1 protein-coding gene is annotated in these 889 nt (G+C 43.8%); it reads right to left on the bottom strand.

Annotation, left to right across the window (positions count from 1 at the left end):
* On the bottom strand, nt 1-889 hold an 889-nt coding region (locus tag A3729_RS08525; RefSeq protein ID WP_156497811.1), incomplete at both ends, for an MFS transporter.

Genomic DNA, 889 nt, shown 5'->3' with positions numbered 1-889 from the left:
CTTAAGGTCATACCTGTTTCAGAGCTTGGGTTAGCCATGCCGCGAGCAAATAGAAACCAGCCAAGACAAACAATACTTACCAGCAGATAAACGCCTGACTCATCATAGCTACTTAGAACCCAACCACCTAACACCCCCCCAACAAAGGCACCAAAGAACTGGCAAGTTGAATAAACCCCCATCGCCGTTCCTTTGCTTCCAGCCGGACAAATCTTACTGACCAAAGAAGGCAAACTCGCTTCGAGCAAGTTAAAAGCCATAAAGTAAAAAAACAAGCTAAGCCAGAAATATAAAAACTGGTTCTGAGTCAAACTAAAACTCAGTGACGAAGCCAGAAGAAGCAGAATTGCGAATAAAAAAACCGGCTTCATTTTCTGCTTCTTTTCACCAATGATAATAAAAGGAACCATTGCGAAAAATGATGTCACCATCACTGTTAGATAGACCAGCCAATGATCCTCGCCCGGCATATTAATTTTGTTAAGCAATGACATGGGGACAGCTATAAACAAAGCTGTCAGGCAAAGGTGAAGTGCAAAAATGCCGATATCAAGGCGAACTAGCTCTTTATGTTTTAAGACGTCCATTAACTGGCTCTTGAACAAACGGGTATTCCTGTCGGATGCACTCTGAACAGGATTCGGCACAAAGAAGTACAGCCAGAACATTCCGAACAGTGCCAACACAGCAGTAAACCAGAAAATCCCCTGAAGCCCAAGAACACTTCCCACTAAAGGCCCTATAACCAAGGCAACAGAAAAAGATACACCAATAGACATACCAATAATTGCCATCGATTTGGTGCGGCTCTCTTCACTCGTTAAATCACTTAGCAAAGCCATCAAGACACTGGCAATTGCCCCTGCCCCCTGAAGGAATCGGCCAAATA

Source organism: Oleiphilus sp. HI0043, assembly GCF_001634935.1.
This window is presented reverse-complemented; position numbering and strand designations above follow the sequence as displayed.